The 15,920-nt window shown below is 75.4% G+C and carries 13 protein-coding genes; 11 read left to right on the top strand and 2 right to left on the bottom strand.

Annotated features, from left to right (window positions below):
- Positions 1-53: 53 nt before the first annotated feature.
- Positions 54-677, top strand: a complete 624-nt coding sequence (locus CELF_RS02810; protein WP_013769733.1) for a VOC family protein — start codon at positions 54-56, stop codon at positions 675-677.
- A 3-nt stretch (positions 678-680) separates the two neighbouring features.
- Positions 681-1,115 (top strand): VOC family protein, encoded by a 435-nt coding sequence (locus CELF_RS02815; protein WP_013769734.1) that lies wholly within the window; start codon positions 681-683, stop codon positions 1,113-1,115.
- Between the two features lie 42 nt (positions 1,116-1,157).
- Here the strand turns inward: CELF_RS02815 and CELF_RS02820 are convergent, their stop codons facing one another.
- Together CELF_RS02820 and CELF_RS02825 are read right to left on the bottom strand one after the other, a co-directional pair.
- Positions 1,158-1,610 carry a YdeI/OmpD-associated family protein gene (locus tag CELF_RS02820; protein WP_013769735.1) on the bottom strand — a complete coding sequence of 151 codons (453 nt, stop codon included), beginning with the start codon at positions 1,608-1,610 and terminating at the stop codon, positions 1,158-1,160.
- On the bottom strand, positions 1,607-2,467 hold the full coding sequence (locus CELF_RS02825) for a sigma-70 family RNA polymerase sigma factor (protein WP_041553733.1): 861 nt from the start codon (positions 2,465-2,467) through the stop codon (positions 1,607-1,609). The genes CELF_RS02820 and CELF_RS02825 overlap by 4 nt, the downstream gene beginning before the upstream one ends.
- 126 nt (positions 2,468-2,593) lie before the next feature.
- Between CELF_RS02825 and CELF_RS02830 the strand changes: the two genes are divergently transcribed.
- From CELF_RS02830 to lysS, 9 genes are all read left to right on the top strand, one after another.
- Entirely contained in the window at positions 2,594-3,115 is a 522-nt protein-coding gene (locus CELF_RS02830) for a PH domain-containing protein (protein WP_013769737.1), read from the top strand.
- Positions 3,112-4,773: a PH domain-containing protein gene (locus CELF_RS02835; RefSeq protein WP_013769738.1), complete on the top strand. Its 1,662-nt coding sequence runs from the start codon at positions 3,112-3,114 to the stop codon at positions 4,771-4,773. Before CELF_RS02830 ends, CELF_RS02835 begins: the two co-directional genes overlap by 4 nt.
- Positions 4,770-5,873 carry a Rossmann-like and DUF2520 domain-containing protein gene (locus tag CELF_RS02840; protein ID WP_013769739.1) on the top strand — a complete coding sequence of 368 codons (1,104 nt, stop codon included), beginning with the start codon at positions 4,770-4,772 and terminating at the stop codon, positions 5,871-5,873. Before CELF_RS02835 ends, CELF_RS02840 begins: the two co-directional genes overlap by 4 nt.
- The gene (gene panC / locus CELF_RS02845; protein WP_013769740.1) at positions 5,870-6,844 is read left to right on the top strand and encodes a pantoate--beta-alanine ligase; all 975 of its coding nucleotides are present in this window, start codon (positions 5,870-5,872) and stop codon (positions 6,842-6,844) included. The genes CELF_RS02840 and panC overlap by 4 nt, the downstream gene beginning before the upstream one ends.
- Positions 6,841-7,335 (top strand): aspartate 1-decarboxylase, encoded by a 495-nt coding sequence (panD, locus tag CELF_RS02850; RefSeq protein WP_013769741.1) that lies wholly within the window; start codon positions 6,841-6,843, stop codon positions 7,333-7,335. Before panC ends, panD begins: the two co-directional genes overlap by 4 nt.
- Entirely contained in the window at positions 7,332-9,068 is a 1,737-nt protein-coding gene (locus CELF_RS02855; RefSeq protein WP_013769742.1) for an L-aspartate oxidase, read from the top strand. The genes panD and CELF_RS02855 overlap by 4 nt, the downstream gene beginning before the upstream one ends.
- A gap of 190 nt (positions 9,069-9,258) precedes the next feature.
- Positions 9,259-13,272 (top strand): endo-1,4-beta-xylanase, encoded by a 4,014-nt coding sequence (locus CELF_RS19360; RefSeq protein WP_049791420.1) that lies wholly within the window; start codon positions 9,259-9,261, stop codon positions 13,270-13,272.
- A gap of 151 nt (positions 13,273-13,423) precedes the next feature.
- Complete coding sequence (gene nadC / locus CELF_RS02865; protein WP_013769744.1) at positions 13,424-14,311, top strand: carboxylating nicotinate-nucleotide diphosphorylase; 888 nt, start codon at positions 13,424-13,426, stop codon at positions 14,309-14,311.
- A 71-nt stretch (positions 14,312-14,382) separates the two neighbouring features.
- Entirely contained in the window at positions 14,383-15,918 is a 1,536-nt protein-coding gene (gene lysS, locus CELF_RS02870) for a lysine--tRNA ligase (protein WP_013769745.1), read from the top strand.
- Positions 15,919-15,920: the final 2 nt, after the last annotated feature.

Below are 15,920 nucleotides of genomic sequence, written 5' to 3' on the forward strand. Positions count from 1 at the left end.
CGCCGCGGCCCGCGTCAGGAGGGTGACCCACCCCAGCGAACGACGGGCAGACCATGACCAGCATCCAGCACGTCACCCTCGAGGTGACCGACACGGCCTCGGCCGACACCTTCTACCGCACGGTCCTCGGCGCGGACGTCCCGGTGCGCACGCGCGCGTCGGACGCGCCGTCGACGGGCTTCCGCGGGTTCACGCTGGGCGTCGACCTGCACTCCCCGGCCGACGTCGACGCGGTCGTCGAGCGCGCGCACGCGGCCGGCGCCCGGGTCGTCAAGCGGGCCGAGGCGCAGCCGTGGGGCGGCTACTCGGGCGTGGTCGAGGCCCCCGACGGGACGGTCTGGAAGGTCGCCACGGCGGCACCGGCCGGGACCGCGCCGACCGGCGGCACCGTCGAACGGACGGTCCTGCTCCTCGGCGTCGGTGCCGTCGCGGCGGCGACGGCCGCGCTCGTCGAGCGGGGGTTCGAGGTCGCGAAGGACTACGGCGAGTACGTCGAGCTCGAGCCGGGCGACGGGCGCGTCACGCTCGGCCTGTACGAGCGGACCGGCCTCGCGGCGGAGTTCGGTGTGGACCCCCAGGGCTCGGGGTCGCACCGGCTGGCGATCGGCACGGACGGCACGGCGCGCGTCGACGCCGACGGCTTCGTGTGGGAGCCCGTCGCCGCTGCGGCGGACTGACCGGTGCACGTCCGGGTGCACCGGGCGTTCCTCCCGCACCTCGACCCGGCGGCGTCGCTCGCGCTCTACCGCGACGTGCTGGGCCTCGAGGTGCGGGAGGACGTCGGCTCCGGCTCGCTGCGCTGGCTGACGTTCGCGCCGGCCGCACCGTCCGACGAGGCCTCGGGCTCGGGTGGTGCGGCGCTCGTGCTCGGCCCTCCGATCGCGTCGCACGGCGTCACGCAGGCCGAGCACCGCACCGTTCGAGAGCTCATGGCCAAGGGCGTGTACGCCACGGTGTCGCTCGCGACCGGCGACCTCGCGGGTGCGTTCGCGCGCGTCGAGGCGTGCGACGTCGTCGACCTCCTGCAGGAGCCTGCCCGCCGGCCGTTCGGCGGCGTGGACTTCGCCTTCCTCGACCCGGCCGGCAACGTCGTGCGCGTCGTCGAGGCACCCTGACCGACGCGGGCCGACCCGGGCCGCACCCGGGCGGAGCCTGGACTACGGCCCGGGCTCCGCCCGGGTGCGCATCGCCTCCAGCAGCGCCGCGACCCGCCGCGCGCGGGTCGCGGGCGTGCGGGCGCTCTCGACCGTGCGGACGTGCTGGCGTCGACGGCTCACGGTGAGGCCGTCGAACGCTCGCCGCGCCCCGGGGTCGGCCACCAGGGCCGCGACGACGTCGTCGGGCACGTCCACCGTGACGGGCGTGGTGTCGAGCTCGACGTCGACGTCCACGTGGTCGCCGACCTGCACGCCGGTCGCGGCGCGGCGGGCGTTGCTGAGCCCGATGAGGTGCCGCCCGCGCAGCAGCGCGACCCGCGTGCTCCACCGGTGACCGTGCAGGGTGACGACCACCCGGGGGCGTGCGCCGCCGTCGAGGGCCCGCACGACGTCGGGCGGGACCTCCAGGCCGCGCATCGGCTCGTGCGGCTCGACCTCCGTGCGGAACCTCATGCGTCGCCCCTCTCCGCAGCGCCCGCGGGGACGATGCTCAGCGTGGCCAGGACCTCGGGGTCGGCGAGGAGCTCGATCTCCCGGACGAGCCCGCCGTCGAGGTGGAACGCGAACGCGACCTTGACGTCGCCGCCGACGACCCACGCGAGGCCCGGCTCGCCGTCGACGGACACGAGACGTGCCCCCCGGGCACCGCCGCGGAACCGCCCGGCGACCGCCTCCGCGCCGTCGTACAGCGCGTCGGCGCCGATCCGCTGGCCGACGCGGTCGGCCCGCATCACCGCGTCGGGGGCGAGGAGGTCGAGCAGGGCGCCGAGCTCGCCGCCGCGCGCGGCGGCCAGGAACGCCTCGACGACGCGCCGGTTGCCGGCGCGCACGGCGGGGTCGTCGGCGTCGGGCGCACCGCGCAGCCGCAGCCGAGCGCGGCTCGCGAGCTTGCGGGCCGCAGCAGGCGACCTGCCCAGCATCTCGCCGACCTCGTCGAACGGGTACGCGAAGACGTCGTGCAGCACGAACGCGGCGCGTTCCGCGGGCGCGAGCGCGTCGAGCACGACCTGCAGCGCGCCCCCGACGCGGTCCGCGAGCAGAGCGTCGACCTCCGGGTCCGCGCCGTCGGGCGGGCCGGCCGGAGTGTGACCCTCGGCTGCCGACCGCGTCTGACGGCGGCGCAGGTGGTCGAGGCACAGGCGCGTCACGACCGTCGTCAGCCACGCGGGCGGGTCGTCGACGTGGTCGGTGCGGGCCAGGCGCAGCCAGGCCTCCTGCACGACGTCGTCCGCCTCGGCGGTCCCGCCGAGTATCCGCGCGGCGACGGCCGTCAGGCGGGCGCGCTCGGACTCGAACAGGGCGGTGTCCACGGTGCTCACGGTTCCCTGACGCACCCCGCGCCCGCAACGTGACCGCCCGTGCCTGCACGTCACCCGACCGGCCCCCTCCGACCAACGGCTGACCCTGCGTCGTCGCCGCGGTGGGAGGATGGACGCATGGAGGTCACGGAGGAGACGGTGGCGCGCGCGGCGACGGGCGACCTGTTCGACCCGCTCGGGGTGACGTGGACGCGGGTCTCGCCGAAGCTCGCGGCGGCCCGGCTGACGGTGACCGCGATCTCCCTGCTGCCGTTCCTCGCGGCGACCGTGCTGCTCGCCGTCCTCGTCGACGCGGCCTGGTTGTGGGTGTTCCCCGCGGCCGTCGCCGCGCTCGGGCTGTGGATCGGGCTGCTCGTGCCCCGGCAGGTCGGGGCGCTCGCGTACGCCGAGCGAGCGGACGACCTGCTCGTGCGCCGCGGCATCCTGTTCCGCCAGCTCGTCGTCGTGCCGTACGGCCGCATGCAGTACGTCGACGTGACGGCGGGCCCGCTCGCGCGCCGGTTCGGCATCGCGTCGGTCCAGCTGCACACCGCGTCGCCCTCGACGACCGCGTCGATCGAGGGGCTGCCGCCGCAGGAGGCCGCGCGGCTGCGCGACCGGCTCGCGTCGCGGGGCGAGGCGCGGCTGGCGGGGCTGTGAGCGGGACCGCGGCCCCGCCGCAGGTCGACTGGCGGCGGATGCACCCCGTCACCCCGGTGCTCAAGGGGTGGAAGATCGTCGTCGCCGTGCTCGTCGTCGGGTCGTACCAGGCCGCGGACGACGTGCAGCGCCTGCTCGAGCTGTTCGAGGGGCAGCGCTGGCTCATCGTGCTCGGGGCGCTGGCGGCGGTCGCGCTCGTCGGGTTCGCGTACTCGGCGGTCGCGTGGCGCATGACGCGGTTCGCGGTGACCGACGAGGCCGTGCACCTCAACACCGGGATCGTGTTCCGGCAGCAGCGGCAGGCCCGCCTGGACCGGCTGCAGGCCGTGGACGTCGTGCAGCCGCTGCTCGCGCGGCTCGTCGGGCTCGCGGAGCTCAAGCTCGAGGTCGCGGGCGGCTCCGGGTCGGCCGTCTCCCTCGCCTTCCTGCGCGAGCAGGACGCGCTCGCGCTGCGGGCCGAGCTGCTCGCGCTCGCCGCGGGCCTGCAGCGGCCGACCGGGACGGGTCCCGGTGCCGGCGGTCCGCCGCCTGCCGACGCGGTCGTCGCCGGCGGTGCGGCGCCGCTGCCCGACGGCGCCGGTCCGGCGACCGCGGGAGTCGACCTCGGCAAGGGCGGCCCGGCGACGGTGCGGCCCGTGTTCGAGGCCGCGCCCGAGCACCAGGTCTACGAGGTGCCGATGGGCCGTCTGGTCGTCGCGACGCTTCGGTCCGGAGCCAGCGTCGGCGTCGTCGTCGGCACGATCGGGGCGGTCGTCCTCGGCCTGGTGACCGAGTCGTTCGCGTCGGTGTTCTTCCTCTTCCCGGCGCTGTTCGGCGTCGTGTCGTACGCGTGGTCGCGCATCAACCAGGGTGCGAGCTTCCGGGCAGCGACCTCGCCCGACGGCATCCGGCTGCGGCACGGGCTCACCGAGTCGCGCGCGCAGACCGTGCCGCCGGGCCGCGTGCAGGCGATCCGCGCGTCGCAGGGCCTGTGGTGGCGCGGCCCGGACTGGTGGCGCGTCGAGATGAACGTCGCGGGGTACGCGGTGTCCGGCGAGCAGCAGCGCGACACCGTGCTGCACCCCGTCGCGACGCGCGACGAGGTCCGCACCGCCGTCTGGCTGGTCCTGCACGACCTCGGCGTGGAGGACCCGGCCGCCGTGGTCGACGCGGCCCTGACGGGAACGGACACGGCGCACGGGTTCACGGTCGCGCCCCCGCGGTCGCGGTGGGTCGACCCGTTCGGCTGGCGCCGGCACGGCGTGCTGGTCACGGAGCGCGCGCTCGTGATCCGGCGGGGCCGCTGGTTCCGGCAGGTCGACGTGGTGCCGCACGAGCGGACGCAGTCGCTGGGCCTGCAGCAGGGACCGCTCCAGCGGCGTCTGCGCCTCGCGTCGCTCGTGGTGCACTCGACGCCCGGTCCGGTGTCGCCCGAGATCGCGCACCTCGACGCGGCGGTCGCGGTCGCGCTCCTCGACGAGCAGTCCGAGCGCGCGCGCACGGCCCGTGCGAGCGAAGGGCCGGAGCTGTGGATGCGGCAGGTCGTCGCGGTCGTCGGTGACGCACCGACGGACCCCGCCGAGCCGTCCGTACCGCTCGTGGACCCCGTGGCGGTCGTGGCCGACGCCCCTTCGCGGCTCGCGGACCCGACCGGACCCGGCCCGGAGGACCGCGCGTGACACGTCCGGGACGTCTGGGCGTCGGCGTGGTGGGCACGGGCCGGGTCGGCGCGGTGCTCGGCAACGCGCTGCGCGGCGCGGGCCACCCCGTCGTCGCGGCGTCGGGCATCTCGGCGCAGTCGCGCGACCGGGCCGACGCGCTGCTGCCCGGCGTGCCGCTGCTCGACGTGCCGGAGGTCGTGCGACGCGCGGAGCTCGTGCTCCTCACCGTCCCGGACGACGCGCTGACGGACCTCGTGCAGGGCCTGGCCGACCTGGGCGCGTGGCAGCCGGGGCAGATCGTCGTGCACACCTCGGGACGCTTCGGCGCGGACGTGCTCGGACCAGCCCGGGCGGTCGGTGCGATCCCGCTCGCGATCCACCCGGCGATGACGTTCACGGGCACGTCCCTGGACCTCGCCCGGCTCGCGGGCTGCCCGTTCGCGGTGACGGGCCCGGCGGCGGTGCTGCCGATCGGTCAGGCGCTCGTCGTCGAGGTCGGCGGCGAGCCCGTCGTCGTCGAGGAGGGCGCCCGCGGGCTGTACCACGCGGCCCTCGCTCACGGCGCGAACCACCTGGTCGTGCTGGTCGCGCAGGCGGCGCAGGCGCTCGCGGCGGCGGGCGTCGAGGACCCGGGCCGGATGCTCGGGCCGCTCCTCGAGGCGGCGCTCGACGGGGCGCTGCGCGCGGAGTCGCCGTCCGACCCGTCGGGGGAGCGCGGCACGGGGGCGATCGGTGCGCTCACCGGGCCCGTGCGGCGCGGTGACGACGGCACGGTGCGCGAGCACGTCGCGGTCCTCAGCGCGCTGGCCGCGGACTCCGGTGCCGTGGACGTCCTGACGGGCTACCGGGCGCTCGCGCGCGGCGCCACCCAGCGCGCGCTCGCCGCGGGCCTCGTCGGCGACGACGCCGCCACGCGCCTGCTCGACGCGCTCGCGGAGGCGGTCCCGGACGAGCCGGGCGACGTGACGTCCACCACCCCACCGGCGGCGCAGGGCATGACGGGGGATGCTGGGTGGTTGGACCAGGAGGGACGGTCCCCCGGCGACCCGCCGGAGGGGACCGAGGACGGGCCGACCGGCCCGAGCGGACCCACCCGCCCGCAGGAGGACGACCGATGACAGCAGGCACGACGCCGGTGCTCGCGCGCACGCGCGCCGAGCTCGCCGCGGCGCTCGCCGAGCAGGACGCACGGCCCGGCGGTCCCGGGGAGCGGCGGCCGTACCGCCGTGCGGTCGTCATGACGATGGGCGCGCTGCACGCGGGGCACCTGTCGCTCGTCGCGCACGCGCGGGACCTCGCGGACGTCGTGGTGGTGACGGTCTTCGTCAACCCGCTGCAGTTCGGCCCCGCGGAGGACCTGTCCCGCTACCCGCGCGACCTCGACGGGGACCTCGCGCTGCTGAGCGGCCCGGGCCTGCTCGACGCGGCCGACGTGGTCTTCGCACCGGGCGTCGAGGAGATGTACCCGCAGGGTGACCCGGCGGTCCGCGTGGGCGCGGGCCCGATCGGCGACGTCCTGGAGGGGGCGGCTCGCCCCGGTCATCTCGACGGCGTGCTCACGGTCGTCCTCAAGCTGCTGCACCTGACGCGGCCCGACGTGGCGCTGTTCGGCGAGAAGGACGCGCAGCAGCTCGCCGCGGTCCGGGCGATGGTGCGCGACCTCGACGTGCCGGTCGAGGTCGTCGGTGCCCCGCTGGTGCGCGACGTCGACGGGCTGGCGCTGTCCAGCCGCAACGCGTACCTGTCCCCGGCGGAGCGGCAGCGGGCGCGGGGCCTGTCCCGCGCGCTGCGGGCCGGGGCCGAGTGGGCGCGGGCGGGGGCGGGCGCGCAGCAGGTGCGGGACGCGGCACGTTCGGCGCTGACGGCCGCGGGCGTCGCGGACGACGACGTGGACTACGTGGCGCTCGTCGACCCGGACGACTTCACGGAGGTCGCGGACACGACCGCAGGCGTGGCCCTGCTGCTGCTCGCGGTGCGCGTCGGGACGACGCGGCTCATCGACAACACGGCGGTGACGCTCGGGGCGTCCCGTCTGCCCGACGGTGCGGTGGCGCCTGGTGCGACCACCCAGGGAGGAGCGCGCGCGTGACCACGCTGCAGCGGACCATGATGACCGGCAAGATCCACCGGGCGACGGTGACGCAGGCGGACCTGCACTACGTCGGCTCGATCACGGTGGACGCGGACCTGCTCGCGGCGGCGGACCTGCTGCCCGGCCAGCAGGTGGACGTCGTCGACGTGACGAACGGGTCCCGGCTGACGACGTACGCGATCGCGGGCGAGGCCGGCTCGGGGCAGGTGTGCATCAACGGAGCGGCGGCGCACCTGGTGCACCCGGGCGACGTGGTCATCCTCATCGCGTACGGCACGATGTCCGACGCCGAGGCGCGCACGTACCAGCCGCACGTCGTGCTGGTGGACGCCGAGAACCGGATCGTGGAGCTGGGCGACGACCCGGGCCGGGTGCCGGACGAGTGGACCGAGCACGCGGGGCTGGTGTCGAGCGGCGTGCCGTTCACCGTGGGGCGCGACCTCGTCGAGCACCCCCACCCGTTCCCGCAGGTCGGCTCGGAGCGGTGACGGCGACGCCCCTGTCGCCCCCGTCGTCGATCGCCGCGCCGCCGCGGCTGGCCACGCGCCTGGCCGCCCCGGAACCGGGGTGGACGGTCGAGGCCGACGCGGTCGTCGTCGGGTCCGGGATCGCGGGCCTGACGGCGGCGCTCGAGCTGCGCACCCGCGTCCCGCGCGTCCTGCTCGTGACCAAGGACGCGCTGGTCTCGGGGTCGACGGTCTGGGCGCAGGGCGGCATCGCCGCGGCGCTGCACCCGGAGGACTCGCCCGAGGCGCACCTGCAGGACACGCTGGTCGCCGGCGTCAGGCTGTGCGACCCGCGCGCGGTCGAGGTGCTCGTCACCGAGGGCCCGGCGCGCGTGCGCGAGCTCGTCGCCCGTGGCGCGGTGTTCGACACGCACCCGGACGGGCAGATCTCGCTGACGCGCGAGGGTGGCCACCACGCGGACCGCATCGCGCACGCGGGTGGCGACGCGACCGGTGCCGAGATCTCGCGCGCGCTCGTCGCGCAGATCGAGGCGGTGCGGCACGACCCGGGCATCGAGGTCATCGAGCACGCGCTCGTGCTCGACGTGCTCACGGGCCCGCCCGGCCCGGACGGCGCGCCGGGTGCGGCGTGCGGCGTGACGCTGCACGTCATCGGCGAGGGGCAGCGCGACGGCGTCGGCGCGGCGCTCGGGCGCGCGGTGGTGCTCGCGACGGGCGGCATCGGGCAGGTGTTCCGGTCGTCCACGAACCCGGCGTCGGCCACCGGCGACGGGATCGCCGCGGCGCTGCGGGCCGGCGCGGTCCTGGGCGACGTCGAGTTCGTGCAGTTCCACCCGACGGTGCTGTGGCTGGGTGCGGGCGTGAAGGGCCAGCTCACGCTCGTGTCCGAGGCGGTGCGCGGCGAGGGCGCGCTGCTGCTCGACACCGACGGCGTGCGGTTCATGCCCGACGAGCACCCGATGGCCGAGCTCGCGCCGCGCGACGTCGTGGCGCACGCGATCGTGCGCCGGATGGCGGCGACGGGTGCGGACCACGTGTGGCTCGACGCGCGGCACCTGGGCCCGGACTTCCTGCGGCGACGGTTCCCGACGATCCACGACCGGCTCCGCGAGCACGGCATCGACCTCGCGAACGACCTGGTGCCCGTGGCACCGGCCCAGCACTACCACTCGGGCGGTGTCGTCACGGACCTCGTCGGACGGACGTCGCTCGCGGGGCTGTACGCGGCGGGCGAGGTCGCGTGCACGGGCGTGCACGGCGCGAACCGGCTCGCGTCGAACTCGCTGCTGGAGGGCCTGGTGTTCGCGACGCGTGCCGCTCGGCACATCGCGGCCCAGGTGCAGGACGGGGCCCTGCCGCGGCTGACGCCGACCGGGCGGACCGGTGACGCGGCGCTCGTGGCGGCCGCGGCGCGCACGCGCGTGCAGCGGGTGGCGTCGGACGGTCCGGGCGTGCTCCGCTCGGGCGAGGGGCTGACGCGTGCGGCGACGGCGCTGGCGGCGGTGCCGACCGACGCGCACGAGCGGCGCGACGACGGCCGGGCGCTCGCGGCGCCGCAGGTCGCGGAGTGGGAGACGACCAACGTGCACCAGGTGGCGACGGTGCTGACGGCGGCGGCCCTGGAGCGCACGGAGAGCCGCGGCGGGCACGCGCGCACGGACTTCCCGGACCGGGACGAGGCGTGGCGCCTGCGTCTGGAGCTCGCGCTCGACCCGGACGGGGCGCTGACGACGACGCGCACGCCGCTGTCCTGACGCGCCCACCGGGCGCCGCCGCGACGACTCGATAGTTTCGACACATAGATCGAGTGTTTCTGGCCGGAGAGGCTGGCAGAACGTGCCCTCCTGACCGTATGGTCGGATCCGACCCCCGAGGATCGGGACCCGTCCGCGCAAAGGAGCGTCGATGAGTCGGCCACGCTTGTTCGAAACTATCGGAGTCGGGATGGTGGCGTTGGGCCTGGTGGCCGCGCCGGCGCTCGGCACCGCACCCCCGTCCACGGCCCGCGCCGCGGACGTCGAGGTCCTCCGCAGCGACTTCGAGTCCGGCACGTACGCGCCGTGGACGCCGAGCGGCAGCCCCACGCTCACGCTCGTCCCCGACCCGGACGGGACCGGCACGAGCCTGCGGGTCGCCGGGCGCACGGCGGGGTGGCAGGGCGTCGCCCTCGACCTCGTCCCGCTGCTCGAGCCCGGCGCGACGTACACCGTGAGCATGCGCGCGCGGCTCGCCGACGAGGCGCAGCCCGCCGCCGGCGTGCACTTCACCGTCGACGCGCCCGCCGCGTCCAACCCGTACACCTGGGTCAGCGGCCCGAGCACCCTGAGCGCCGGCGCGTGGACCACGATCAGCGGCTCCTACACGTTCGAGGAGGGGCTCGATGCCGCGCGCATGTACCTCGACGGCGGCGACACCGCGCCGTACCCCGACCTGCTGCTCGACGACGTGGTGATCACCGGCCAGGCACCGACCGACCCCGGCGGCGTCGTCCCCGGCGGCGCGGTGGACCCGACGACCACGCCCGTCGCGACCGCCCGCGGCACGGGCGACGTGTCCGCCCTGACGTTCGACGACGGCCCCAACGGCGCCACCACCACCGCGCTGCTCGACTTCCTCGCCGAGCGCGACATCCGCGCGACGTTCTGCGTCATCGGCCAGAACATCCAGGCCCCCGGCGGCGCGGACGTGCTGCGGCGGATCGTCGCGGACGGCCACACGCTGTGCAACCACACGACGTCCTACGCCGACATGGGCGGCTGGACGGCCGAGCAGGTGCGCGCGGACCTCGTCGAGAACCTCGGCATCATCCGCGACGCGCTCGGTGACCCGGACGCGAAGGTCCCGTACTTCCGCGCCCCCAACGGGAGCTGGGGCGTCACGCCCGGCGTGGCCGTCGCGCTCGGCATGCAGCCGCTCGCGGTGACGAACACCATCGACGACTGGTCGACGCAGGACGTCCCGACGCTGACGTCGAACCTGCGCGACGCCATGAAGGCGGGCCAGGTCGTGCTCGCGCACGACGGCGGCGGCGACCGCTCGGGGACGCTCGCGGCCGTGCAGACGGTCGTCGACGAGCGCCTCGCGGCGGGCTGGACGTTCACGCTGCCCACGGGCGGCGCGGACGGCGGCAGCAGCGTGCCCACCGGGCTGAGCAACGACTTCGAGGCCGGCCTCGGGGTCTGGGGCCCGCGCGGCGACGCCACGGTCACCCTCAGCGACGACGCGCACGGCGGTGCCCAGGCGGCCCTCGTCGCCGGCCGCACGCAGGCGTGGCACGGCATCGGCGCGACCGTCACGGACGTGTTCCAGACGGGCCGCACCTACACGGTCGACGCGTGGGTCAAGCTCGCCGCGGGCGCGACCGAGCCGGCCGACCTGCGGATCTCCGTCCAGCGCGACAACGCGGGCGAGTCCACCTACGACACGGTCACGACCGCGACGGGCGTCACCGCCGACGCGTGGACGCACGTGCAGGCGCAGTACACGATGGCCGCCGCCGAGTCGGCGCTGCTCTACGTCGAGTCGAGCTCGTCGCTCGCGTCCTTCCTCGTCGACGACGTGGTCGTGAGCGGCTCGACGGCCCCGCCGGTCCAGACCGACATCCCGTCCCTCAAGGACGAGCTGCCCTGGCCCGTCGGCGTCGCGATCGACGAGCGGGAGACCGTCGGCACGGGCGAGCAGCTCGTCGTCAAGCACTACGACCAGATCACCGCCGAGAACGCCATGAAGCCGGAGAGCATCCAGCCGACCGAGGGCGCGTTCACCTTCGAGGCGGGCGACGCGCTGATCGACAGCGCCGTCGCGAACGGGCAGCGTGTCTACGGGCACACGCTCGTGTGGCACAGCCAGACGCCCGACTGGTTCTTCACGCACGCCGACGGGACCCCGCTGACCAGCAGCGCCGCGGACCAGCAGATCCTGCGGGACCGCATGCGCACGCACATCGAGACGGTCGCCGACCACTACCGGCAGAAGTACGGCGAGTACGGCACGGCGGGCAACCCGATCGTCGCCTACGACGTCGTCAACGAGGCGATCGCGGAGAGCGAGAGCGACGGCCTGCGCAGGAGCCGCTGGTTCGAGGTGCTCGGCGAGCAGTACCTCGACCTCGCGTTCCAGTACGCCAGCCAGGCGTTCAACGGCGGCGACACCGACGGCCCGGTGCAGCTCTTCCTCAACGACTACAACACCGAGCTGCCCGCCAAGCGGCAGGCGATGCTCGACGTCGTGAACCGGCTGCTCGCGCGGGACGTCCCGCTCGACGGCCTCGGCCACCAGTTCCACGTCAACCTGCTGCAGCCCGTCTCGCAGATGAAGGCGAGCATCGACGCGTTCGCGACGACCGGCCTGCTGCAGGCCGTCACCGAGCTCGACGCGCCGATCGACGGGACCGTCTCGCAGGAGAAGCTGGTCGCGCAGGGCTACTACTACGCCGACGTGTTCGACATGCTCCGGCAGTACCCGGACCTGTTCTCGGTGACGCTGTGGGGCCCGTACGACAGCCGGTCGTGGCGCGAGGGCGCACCGCTGCCGTTCGACGACGACCTGCAGGCCAAGCCGGCCTTCTGGGGCATCGTCGACCGCGGCGAGCTCCCGACGCTGACCCGGCTCGCCGACGCGCACGCGGGCACCCCGACCGGGGTGGACGACCCGACGTGGCGGCTGCTGCCCGAGACGTCGTTCGGCGACGCGACGGGCTTCCAGCTGCGCTGGTCGGCCGACGGGCTCGTCGCGTACGTCGAGGTGGCGGACGCGACCGACGACGGCGCCGACGACGTCGTGGACCTGTTCGCGGCGGACCAGCACGTCACCGTGCACCGCTCCGACGCGGGCGTCGTGGCGACCGCGTCGGGCTACCGCCTGGCCGTGCCGCTCGCGGTCGCGGGCCTGACGCAGGGCGGGACCGTGCCGTTCGACGTGCGCGTCACCGACGGCGCGTCGGGGGAGCGGCGCTCGTGGAACGACCTGTCCCACGGGCAGGAGGACGGCGAGCGCCTCGGCGTCGTCACGCTCGTCGAACCGGTCGGGTACGTGGCGGCCGTGCAGGCGTCCACCGCGCCCGTGATCGACGGCGTGGTCGACGAGGCCTGGGCCGACGCGCCCGTCCTCACGACGGACGTGCAGGTCGAGGGCACCCCCGGTGCGACGGCGGAGATCCGGGTGCTGTGGCACGACGACGCGGTCGACGTGCTCGCGACGGTCGCAGACCCGGTCGTCGACGAGACCGCGACCAACGCGTGGGAGCAGGACTCGGTCGAGATCTTCGTCGACCCGGTCAACGCCAAGGCGGGCGCGTACACGCCGCAGGACGGCCAGTACCGGATCAGCGCGAGCAACGCGCAGTCGGTCAGCGGCGACCTCGCGGTCATCGGGGAGCGGCTCACGTCCGCGACGGCGCTCGTCGACGGCGGGTACGTCGTCGAGGCGTCGATCGCGCTCGGCCGCGACGTGACCGTGGGCGACCTCGTCGGCCTGGACTTCCAGGTCAACGACGCGACCGCGGGCGTGCGCGGGTCGGTCCGGACATGGACGGACCCGACGGGCCGCTCGTACCAGAGCACCGCCCGGTGGGGCGTCGCGGAGCTCGTCGCCCCGGCCGTCGAGCCGGGCCCCGTGCTGACGCTCGGGGCGGGCTCGGTGGCCGCGGGCAAGAAGCTCGCGGTGGACCTCGCGGGCTTCGAGCCGAAGGCCAAGGTGCGCCTGGTCCTCGACCGCGTCGGTGCCGCGCCCACGGCCCCGAGCCGGTCGGGCCTGTTCGGGCAGCTCGTCGACGGGCTGAGCGCCTGGTACTGGAAGGACGTCGAGCTCGGGTCGGTCCGCACCGACGCCGACGGCGCCGCGAGCGCCACGGTGAAGGTGCCGGCGTGGGTGCTGCCGGGCGACTTCGAGGTCAAGGCGTACGTCGCCGGGGAGGTGGTCGCGAGCGCCCCGGTGCGGGTGCGGCCCGTCTTCTCGTGACGGGCTGACGGCTGCGACGACGCCGGGTCGCTGACGGCCCGGCGTCGTGGCGGCCCGACGAGCAGGCGGCGGTCCCGGTGGTGCCCGGGGCCGCCGTCGTCGTCCGGCGGCCCTGCGCGGGACGCGCGCGCCCGACCCGTAGGGTGGCCGCGTGCAGCAGCAGCTCGACCCCGCATGGGTCGCCCGCGTCGTCCAGGTGGCCCTCGACGAGGACCTCGGCCCCGCGCCGGGCCGGGACGTCACGTCGCAGGCGACGATCCCGACCGACGCCGCCGGCACGGCCCACCTGGTCGCGCGCGCGGAGGGCGTCGTCGCCGGGCTGGTCGTCGTCCAGGAGGTCGTCGACCAGGTCGCGACCCGGCTCGGCCTCGCGGCGGTCCGCGTCGACCTCACGGTGGAGGACGGCGCGCACGTCTGGCCGGGGGAGGTCCTGGCCGTCCTGGTCGGTCCCGTCCAGGCGCTGCTCGTCGCCGAGCGCACGCTGCTCAACCTCGCGTCGCGCGCGTCGGGCGTCGCGACCCACACGCGGCGCTGGGCGCAGGTGCTCGACGGCACGGGCGCGCAGGTGCTCGACACCCGCAAGACGACCCCGGGCCTGCGCGCGCTCGAGAAGTACGCGGTGCGGTGCGGCGGCGGGACCAACAAGCGCATGGGCCTGTACGACGTCGCGATGGTCAAGGACAACCACGTGGTCGCGGCCGGCTCGGTCGCGGCCGCGGTGCGCGCCGTCCAGGAGCGGTTCCCCGACGTCGCGATCCAGGTCGAGGCCGACACGCTCGACCAGGCGCTCGAGGCCGTCGCCGCCGGCGCGCGGTTCCTGCTGCTCGACAACATGCCGACGCCGCTGCTCGCCGAGGTGGTCGCGACCGTGCGGGCGGGGGAGCCGTCGACGGGGCGCGTCGAGCTCGAGGCGACGGGCAACCTCACGCTCGAGCGGGCCGCCGAGGTCGCCGCGACCGGGGTGGACTACCTCTCCGTGGGTGCCCTCACGCACTCGTCGCCGATCCTCGACCTGGCCCTGGACCTGCAGGCGTCCTGACCGTCGCGGGCGGCAGCCGGCCGGGGGCCCGCGCGGACGGGGAGGCCGGTGCGCGCCCGTAGAATCGTCCGGTGACCGCTGCGCCTGACGAGACCATCGCGCCTGCCCCGTCGGCCCCCGCCGACGACACCCCCGAGCAGATCCAGGTCCGCCGCGCCAAGCGCGAGCGGCTGCTCGCCGAGGGGACCGACGCTTACCCCGTCGGCCTGCCGCGCACGCACACGATCGCGCAGGTCCGCGCCGAGCACCCCGACCTCGAGCCGGGCACCGAGACGCAGGACGAGGTCGGCGTCGCCGGCCGGGTCGTGTTCCTGCGCAACACCGGCAAGCTGTGCTTCGCGATGCTCCAGGACGGCGAGGGCAACCGCCTGCAGGCCATGCTGTCGCTGCGCGAGGTCGGCGAGGAGCGGCTCGCGGCCTTCAAGACCGACGTGGACCTCGGCGACCACGTGTTCGTGCACGGCCGCGTCGTCGCGTCCCGCACCGGCGAGCTGTCGGTGTTCGCGGACGCGTGGGCCATGGCCGCCAAGGCGATCCGCCCGCTGCCCAACGTCTACGAGGGCGCGGAGCTGTCCGAGGAGGCGCGCGTCCGGCAGCGGTACGTCGACCTCATCGTCAACCAGCGCTCGCGGGACATGGTCCGCACGCGCGCCGCGGTGCTCCGCTCGGTCCGCGACAACCTGCACCGGCGCGGCTTCCTCGAGGTCGAGACGCCCATGCTGCAGGTGCGCCCCGAGGGCGCGGCCGCGCGCCAGTTCGAGACGCACATGAACGCGTTCGACATCCCGCTGTTCCTGCGCATCGCGCCCGAGCTGTTCCTCAAGCGCGCCGCGGTCGGCGGCGTCGAGCGCGTCTTCGAGATCAACCGGAACTTCCGCAACGAGGGCGTCGACGCCACGCACTCGCCCGAGTTCGCGATGCTCGAGGCGTACGAGGCCTACGGCGACTACGACACCATCGCCGAGCTCACGCAGGACCTCGTGCAGACGGCGGCACGCGACGCCTTCGGGTCGACCACCGTGACGCTCGCCGACGGGTCCGAGTACGACCTGGGCGGCGAGTGGGAGCGGCTGCCCATGTACGACTCGCTGTCCGCCGCGCTGGGCGAGGAGATCACGCACGACACGACCGACGAGGTGCTGCTCGCGCTCCTCGACAAGGCCGGCGTCGAGCTCGCCCCCGGGCAGCGCAACCACGGCAAGATGGTCGAGGAGCTGTGGGAGCACCACGTCGGTCACCACCTGACGGCTCCGACCTTCGTGCGCGATTTCCCGGTCGAGACGTCGCCGCTGGTGCGTGACCACCGCCACAAGGCCGGGCTCGTCGAGAAGTGGGACCTGTACGTGCGCGGGATGGAGCTCGCGACCGGCTACTCCGAGCTCGTCGACCCGGTGATCCAGCGGCAGCGGTTCGAGGCGCAGGCGCTGCTCGCCGCGCGCGGCGACGACGACGCCATGCGCATCGACGAGGATTTCCTCACCGCGATGGAGTTCGCGATGCCGCCGTCGGGCGGGATGGGCATGGGAATCGACCGTCTGCTCATCGCGCTCACGGGCCTCGGCATCCGCGAGACCATCCTGTTCCCGCTCGTGAAGCCGCAGGCCTGACG

It is taken from the genome of Cellulomonas fimi ATCC 484, from assembly GCF_000212695.1.
GTDB lineage: Bacteria > Actinomycetota > Actinomycetes > Actinomycetales > Cellulomonadaceae > Cellulomonas > Cellulomonas fimi.

Coding starts and splice junctions, on each gene's coding strand:
- CELF_RS02810 (WP_013769733.1), top strand. CDS start 54: ATGACCAGCATCCAGCACGTCACCCTCGAGGTGACCGACACGGCCTCG.
- CELF_RS02830 (WP_013769737.1), top strand. CDS start 2,594: ATGGAGGTCACGGAGGAGACGGTGGCGCGCGCGGCGACGGGCGACCTG.
- panC (WP_013769740.1), top strand. CDS start 5,870: ATGACAGCAGGCACGACGCCGGTGCTCGCGCGCACGCGCGCCGAGCTC.
- CELF_RS19360 (WP_049791420.1), top strand. CDS start 9,259: ATGGTGGCGTTGGGCCTGGTGGCCGCGCCGGCGCTCGGCACCGCACCC.
- CELF_RS02820 (WP_013769735.1), bottom strand. CDS start 1,610: ATGAGGTTCCGCACGGAGGTCGAGCCGCACGAGCCGATGCGCGGCCTG.